This is a genomic window from Actinomadura napierensis (genome assembly GCF_039529375.1).
Taxonomy (GTDB): Bacteria; Actinomycetota; Actinomycetes; order Streptosporangiales; family Streptosporangiaceae; genus Spirillospora; species Spirillospora napierensis.
In genome coordinates, this window is the sequence record NZ_BAAAMR010000074.1 from 45,242 (window position 1) to 51,640 (window position 6,399).

Consider the following 6,399-nt stretch of genomic DNA (forward strand, 5'->3'; position numbering starts at 1 on the left):
GTCAACGGCGGGAAGGGGCGGGACCGATGGACGGCGACGTGACGTCCGACACGCCGGCGCCGCGCCCCGTCCTGACGAGGGCGCGGATCGTGCAGGCGGCGGTCGGGCTGATCGAGCGGGAGGGCGCGGACGCGCTGTCCATGCGCCGCGTGGCGGCCGAGCTGGGCGTCGCGGTGATGTCGCTCTACAACCACGTGCCGAACAAGGGCGCGCTGCTGGAGGGCGTCGCCGAGCACGTCGTCGCCGGCCTGGAGCTGGAGGACGACCCCGGCGAGCCGTGGCAGGACCGGGCGCGCGCCCTCGTCCGCGCCTTCCGGAAGGTCGCGCACGACTATCCCCGCTGCATGACGATCGTCCTCACCCACAAGATCGACACGCAGCTGGGGCTGCGGCCGGCCGAGCGGGCGCTCGCGCTCGCCGACGCCGCCGGGTTCGACGGCCCCACCTCGGTGCGGATCATGCGGGCGCTGATGGCGTACGCGCTGGGCGCGCAGCTGCGCGAGACCGGCGTGGTGAAGACGCTGGACAACCTCGTCGAGACCCAGGCCGAGGCGTGGGCGAAGCTGGACGCCGCCGAGTTCCCGCACGTGGTCGCGCTCGCTCCGGAACTCGCCAGCCACGACCCGGAGACCGACTTCGAGTTCGGCCTCGACCTGCTCATCGGCGCGCTGGACGCGCTGCCCCGCGCGTCCCGGTCGTGAGAGTCGTGAGGGTTGAAAGGCTCAGGCCAGGTAGGGGCTGAGTCCCTTCCAGCAGAAGTCGGTCATGTGGCGCGCCGCGTCCTCGACGCTCACCTCGGGATGCCACGTCCGCCACTGCGCGAGCCGCTCGCTCGCGCCGATGATGATCTCGGTGAACGCGGCGATCGCCTGCTCGCCGGCGGACGGGGCGAACGTCGCGAGCACCCCGGAGATCAGCTCGCTCTGCTGGCGGCGGGTCGCCTCCACCGCGTCGACGGCCTCCTGGGACGCGGCGGCCGGCTCGCGCAGCAGCATCGCGAACGACTTGCTGTGCGCGTCGATGAAGGAGAAGTAGGCGACCATCCCGCGCCACAGGATGTCCTCGGGGGTGGCGGCGCCGGCCATGGCCTTCTGGGTGACGTCCAGCAGCTCGGCCTTGGAGCGGCCGACGCACGCGACGAGCAGGCCGTCCTTGGAGCCGAAGTACTCGTACAGCATCGGCTTGGACACCCCGCAGCGCTCGGCGATCTCGTCCATCGAGGTGCCCTGGTAGCCGCGCTCGCCGAACACCTCCTCCGCCACGTCCAGCATCTGCCGTTCGCGGTCCGCGCGCGACATCCGGCGGCGGCGCGGCGGGGGCTGCGGTGTGGCGGCACTCACAGGAGAATCCTCTCTGTTGGACCTACCGTCAGTAATCTACTCATAGTAACTTACCCCGAGTAGGTTACCGTGAGAGGACGGCTAATGAGCGAGCGTGCCCCGGCGATCGTCATCATCGGGTCCGGCTTCGCCGGGCTCGGCATGGCGATCCGGCTGAAGCAGTCCGGCTTCGACGACTTCGTGATCCTGGAGAAGAGCGACGCCCTCGGCGGGACGTGGCACGACAACACCTATCCCGGGTGCGCCTGCGACGTCCCCTCGCACATGTACTCCTTCTCCTTCGAGCTCAACCCGGGCTGGACGCGGATGTTCGCGCCGCAGCCCGAGATCCGCGCCTATATGGAGCGCACCGCCGACAAGTACCGCGTCCGCGACCACATCCGGTTCCGCAGCACCGTGGACCGCATGGAGTACCAGGACGACGCCCGCCGCTGGAACGTCACCCTCGGCGACGGCACCGTCCTCACCCCCAAGGCCGTCGTGTCCGGCATCGGCGCCCTGCACATCCCCTCCTTCCCCGACCTGCCGGGCATCGAGCGGTTCCAGGGCACCGCGTTCCACTCCGCCGAGTGGGACCACTCCTACGACCTCGCCGGCAAGCGCGTCGCCGTCATCGGGACGGGCGCGTCCGCCATCCAGTTCGTCCCGCAGGTCGCGAAGAAGGCCGGGGACCTGGTGCTGTTCCAGCGGACGCCGCCGTGGATCCAGCCGAAGCCCGACTTCACCTTCCCCAAGCCCGTCCGCACCGCCTTCGGCAAGGTGCCCGGCGTGGCCCGCGCGTTCCGCAACGGCATCTACTGGGCGCTGGAGGCCCGCGCGGTCGGCTTCACCATCGACCCGCGGCTGTCGCTCCCGCAGGAGGTGCTCGCCCGCCGGCACCTGGAGAAGCAGATCCCCGACCCGGAGCTGCGCGCCAAGGTCACGCCGGACTACACCATCGGCTGCAAGCGCGTCCTGCTGTCCAACGACTACTACCCGGCGCTCACCCGGCCGAATGTGACCGTCGAGACGTCCGGGATCGCCGAGGTGCGGGAGAACTCCGTCGTCACACAGGACGGCCGCGAGTACGAGGTCGACTGCATCGTCTACGGCACCGGCTTCAAGGTCGTCGACGCCCTGAACGAGCTGCGCGTCACCGGCCGGAACGGCGTCAAGCTCCAGGAGATCTGGGCGGACGGCATCGAGGCGCACCGCGGCACCACGGTCCCCGGCATGCCGAACTTCTTCATGCTGCTCGGCCCGAACACCGGCCTCGGCCACAACTCGGTCGTCTTCATGATCGAGGTGCAGATCCAGCAGGTGCTCAGCTGCCTGCGGCTGCTCCAGGAGTCCGGCGCCGACGCGATCGAGCCGAAGCCCGAGGCCTCCCGCCGGTTCAACGACCGGATGCAGCGCCGGCTGCGCCGCGCCGTCTGGAACGAGGGCGGCTGCAACAGCTGGTACCTCGACGACCAGGGCGTCAACCGCACGCTGTGGCCCGGCCACACCTTCGAGTTCTGGGCCGGCAACCGCAAGGCCAAGCCCGAGGAGTACCTCCTCACGCCGTGAAGCGGGACGTCCGGGGCGCGCCCGCGTCCCGGACGTGTTAGGCAGGGAGCATGCCGAAACCACTGATGCCCCGGCGGCTGCGCCGGATCAACAAGGCGTTCACGAACCGCGTGCAGGGCGTCTACGCGCCCTACCTGCCGCCGCTCGCCGTCATCGTGCACAAGGGGCGGACGTCCGGACGCGAGTACCGCACGCCCGTCACCGCGTTCCGCAGCGGCGACCGGATCATCATCGGCCTGCCGTACGGGACCGACACCGACTGGGTGCGCAACCTGCTCGCCGAGGAGCACGGCGGCGTGGAGCGGCTTGGCCGCGTCCGCCGGATCAGCAACCCGCGCGTGCTGTCGGCCGCCGACACCGGCGACCTGCCGGCCCCCGCCCGCTACGCCGCCCGCCGCATGGACCTGCTGGTCGCCGACCTCGACGCCTGACGGGCTACTTCTCCGGGGCGAACATCGGGCGGAAGCCCGCGACGAGTTGGCGGACCACCGGGCGCTGCTCGGCGGGGGTGCGGCCGCGCAGGTCGTGGATGGGGTCGAGGCCGTCGTAGTAGGGGGCCAGCGCCAGGAACGGCAGCATCGTCAGGATCAGCGTGGCGAGGACCTCCAGGTCGGCGTCCTCGCGGATGCCGCCCTGCGCCTTCCACAACTCCAGCGTCGGGTGGATGACCTGCAGGTAGTGCTGGTTCGCGGTGTCGCGGACCACCGACCGGACGCTGTTGTCCAGCTCGAAGTTCGTCGCGGCGGTGACCGCGCGCTCCAGCGGGTGGTCGGCCATGTACTCGGTCCAGTCGCAGAGCACGTCGAACAGCCACTCGTCGAAGGACTGGTCGAAGTCGACGCGGGCGATGCGCCGCTCCATCTCCTCGCGGATCCGGCGGGACGCCTCGTCGCAGACGAAGGCGAAGAACTCCAGCTTGTCGCTGAAGTACTGGAACAGCGAGCCCTTGGCGATGCCGGCCTCGCGGGCGATGGTGTTCAGGCTGCCGGTCGAGTACCCGTGCTCCCCGAACTCGCGCATCGCCACTTCGAGGACCCGTTCCCGCTTGGCGACGTTGAGGCGGAACCACGTGGACGTTGGCATGGACCCCTTCGACTTTCCGTCAGGAACCGGTAACCCGGAGGTCAGGATAACGGTCCGTCGCTTCTCGTGTGAACCAAATGTCACCCTCGCGCGTCGTCGGCTCGTCCCGCGGCGGGCTCCAGGTACCGGAGGGTGAACTCGGGGGTCGCGAAGTCGCCGCCCTGGGGGGTGCCGGGCCCGACGAAGGTGTCGGGAACGCCGTAGGCGGCGGCGTCGTCCTGCGGCGTGTACCCGAGGCGGTCGTCCAGCTCCCAGAACCGGCGCGCGTTCGCCGACACCGCGTACGCGGCGAGGAACCCCGGCGACGGGACGGTCAGCGCCGCCAGCACGAACCCCGCGCAGTCACGGTGGCTGAGCCACGTCGCCAGGTGCCGCGGCTCGTCCGGGCGCGCGTCGAGGCTGCCGATGCGCAGGCACACCACGTCCAGCCCGAACTTGTCGACGTACAGCCGGGCCAGCGCCTCGACCGCGACCTTGCTGACGCCGTACAGGCCGTCCGGGCGCGCCGGCATCTCGGGCGACACCGTCTCCGTGGACGGATAGAGGCCGGTCACCCGGTTGCTGCTGGCCAGCACCACCCGCCGGACGCCGGTCACCCGCGCCGCCTCCAGCATCCGCTGCGCGCCCAGGATGTTGCCCTCGACCAGTTCGGGGAACGGCGCCTCGTCCCGCACCCCGGCGAGGTGGACGACCGCGTCCGCGCCCGCGATGATCTCCGCCGCGTCCGACAGGTCGGTGCGGCGCACCTCCTCGTTCGGCGCCTCGGCGGACAGCGGCGCCCGGTCGGCCAGCACCAGCGTCCCCGCCGCCTCGCGCAGCGGCGCGCGCACGGCGCTGCCGACCCGTCCCGCCGCACCGGTCAGCACGATCCTTCCGAGAGTCATACGAGCAGTCTCGCACCAGGCCGCGTCCACATGATCAGCAGGTTCGCCGCCGCACGGACGGCCGAACCGCGAACCCGTGGATTTTCGTGCGGCGCATTTCCCGCTGCGCATGATCATTCTTTGGCGCTTCGGCAATGCGGGCGAGACCGGCTCTGACGTGGTGCGCGCCGGGCGGTCCGGGCCCTCGTCCGACTGCCGCACCGCGTCAGGGAGGGGGCGCGAGCCCCGCCGTACGGCGACTTCCGCGGTGGGCCGCTCGCCGGGCGCCCCGGCCGGTGCCGCTCCGAAGCACGCAATCTCCGATAATCCGGCTCAATGTCCGGGGACGGTAATTCGTCGCTCGCTGACAAGCTTTCCCGGACGCCTTGAAGCGCCATTCGGGACCTGATTCGATCGCACCATTGACGGGTCTCGGAGGGTGGAGGTGGGGGACAGGTGCGCTCCCGGTCGGCCGGCGGTGCGGTGTTCGCGGGACTCGGCGTGGCGGCGGTGCTCGCCGTCTCCGGCGCGGCCCCGGTGATCGCGGAACCGACGCCCACCCCGACGGACGGGTCGCCGGCTCCCACGGACAGCCCCACACCGACGCCGACGCCCACTCCCACTCCGACGCCCACCCCGACTCCGACTCCGACGCCCACCCCGACCCCCACGCCCACGCCCACGCCGACGCCCACGCCGACCCCGACACCTACGCCGACTCCGACGCCCACGCCCACGCCGACGACTCCGGACGATCCGGGCCGGCCGGCGAGGCCGGTGCTGTCGGTCGGGGTCACGGTGTCGTCGGCGACGGTGCGGCCCGGCGGGTCGATCACCGCCACCGTCCGGGTGTCGGCGTCCGGCGCGACCGCGTCCGGCACCGTGCTGCGGGCGTCGGTGACCGGCGGCGCCACCGTCGCCCCGTCCGAGCAGGGCCTCGGCAGTGTCGGCTCCGGCGGCGCGTCGGCGACCGTGACGGTTCGGGTTCCGTCCGGCGCCGCGTCCGGCACCGTCCGGCTCACCGTCCGCGCCTCGGCGTCCCACGCGGCCACCCGGTCCCGGACGTACACGCTCGTCGTCACCGAACCGTCCGGCGCGCTGCCGCCCGGGATCACGGCGGGCACGCTGCCGCCCGGCGTCCCGCCCGTCACCGCCGCGGGCGTGCCGGGCCTGCCGGGCGGGCCGGGCGGTGCCGACGTCGTGCTGCCGCCGGTCGCCGGGCCGCAGACCGCGCCCGCGCCGATCGCACCGGTCCCGATGTCCAACCTGCGGACGCTGCCCGGTGACGGCTCCGACCTCGACGACCTGACCGCGCTGCAGGCCGGCGTGCTGGCGGCGATGGCCTCCTCGGTGGCCTTGCTGCTGCTCAGACTGCGGCTGGCCCGCCGGGAGAGCGTCTCGCCCCGGCGGTCCGGCCGCTTCCACCTCCGCCGCGCCCGGCTCCACGGCGCGGGGAGCGGCCCCGCCGCGCGACCGGTGAGGCCCGTCCCGCCGCAGCCGGTGCGGCCGAGGCCGGCGCCCGCCGCGACGAGACCCGCGGTGGCGTGGACGGCCGCGTCCTGGGC

At 72.4% G+C, this 6,399-nt stretch carries 6 protein-coding genes and 1 pseudogene; 4 read left to right on the top strand and 3 right to left on the bottom strand.

Translation table 11 applies throughout. From position 1 onward, the window contains the following. Positions 1 to 26 precede the first annotated feature (26 nt). Positions 27 to 701 carry a TetR/AcrR family transcriptional regulator gene (locus tag ABD296_RS33285; protein WP_344276427.1) on the top strand — a complete coding sequence of 225 codons (675 nt, stop codon included), beginning with the start codon at positions 27 to 29 and terminating at the stop codon, positions 699 to 701. Positions 702 to 722: 21 nt separating this feature from the next. Here the strand turns inward: ABD296_RS33285 and ABD296_RS33290 are convergent, their stop codons facing one another. Continuing rightward, positions 723 to 1,340, bottom strand: coding sequence for a TetR/AcrR family transcriptional regulator (locus ABD296_RS33290; RefSeq protein ID WP_344276430.1), 618 nt, complete (start codon positions 1,338 to 1,340; stop codon positions 723 to 725). An 84-nt stretch (positions 1,341 to 1,424) separates the two neighbouring features. Here ABD296_RS33290 and ABD296_RS33295 point away from each other — a divergent pair, with 84 nt between their 5' ends. Both ABD296_RS33295 and ABD296_RS33300 read left to right on the top strand, forming a co-directional pair. Beyond that, positions 1,425 to 2,888 (top strand): flavin-containing monooxygenase, encoded by a 1,464-nt coding sequence (locus tag ABD296_RS33295; RefSeq protein ID WP_344276433.1) that lies wholly within the window; start codon positions 1,425 to 1,427, stop codon positions 2,886 to 2,888. Positions 2,889 to 2,938: 50 nt separating this feature from the next. Next, positions 2,939 to 3,319 carry a nitroreductase family deazaflavin-dependent oxidoreductase gene (locus ABD296_RS33300; RefSeq protein ID WP_344276436.1) on the top strand — a complete coding sequence of 127 codons (381 nt, stop codon included), beginning with the start codon at positions 2,939 to 2,941 and terminating at the stop codon, positions 3,317 to 3,319. 4 nt (positions 3,320 to 3,323) lie between these two features. Here ABD296_RS33300 and ABD296_RS33305 read toward each other — a convergent pair whose 3' ends face one another. Continuing rightward, positions 3,324 to 3,971: a TetR/AcrR family transcriptional regulator gene (locus ABD296_RS33305; RefSeq protein WP_344276439.1), complete on the bottom strand. Its 648-nt coding sequence runs from the start codon at positions 3,969 to 3,971 to the stop codon at positions 3,324 to 3,326. 80 nt (positions 3,972 to 4,051) lie between these two features. Then, positions 4,052 to 4,855 carry an NAD-dependent epimerase/dehydratase family protein gene (locus ABD296_RS33310; protein ID WP_344276441.1) on the bottom strand — a complete coding sequence of 268 codons (804 nt, stop codon included), beginning with the start codon at positions 4,853 to 4,855 and terminating at the stop codon, positions 4,052 to 4,054. A 756-nt stretch (positions 4,856 to 5,611) separates the two neighbouring features. Here ABD296_RS33310 and ABD296_RS33315 point away from each other — a divergent pair. Continuing rightward, positions 5,612 to 6,399 (top strand): annotated as a pseudogene (locus tag ABD296_RS33315) (hypothetical protein); the annotation flags it as partial.

What these genes read in the sequence shown, in the direction of transcription:
- ABD296_RS33295 (WP_344276433.1), top strand. Translation starts at nt 1,425, where the DNA reads ATGAGCGAGCGTGCCCCGGCGATCGTCATCATCGGGTCCGGCTTCGCC.
- ABD296_RS33310 (WP_344276441.1), bottom strand. Translation starts at nt 4,855, where the DNA reads ATGACTCTCGGAAGGATCGTGCTGACCGGTGCGGCGGGACGGGTCGGC.
- ABD296_RS33300 (WP_344276436.1), top strand. Translation starts at nt 2,939, where the DNA reads ATGCCGAAACCACTGATGCCCCGGCGGCTGCGCCGGATCAACAAGGCG.
- ABD296_RS33305 (WP_344276439.1), bottom strand. Translation starts at nt 3,971, where the DNA reads ATGCCAACGTCCACGTGGTTCCGCCTCAACGTCGCCAAGCGGGAACGG.
- ABD296_RS33285 (WP_344276427.1), top strand. Translation starts at nt 27, where the DNA reads ATGGACGGCGACGTGACGTCCGACACGCCGGCGCCGCGCCCCGTCCTG.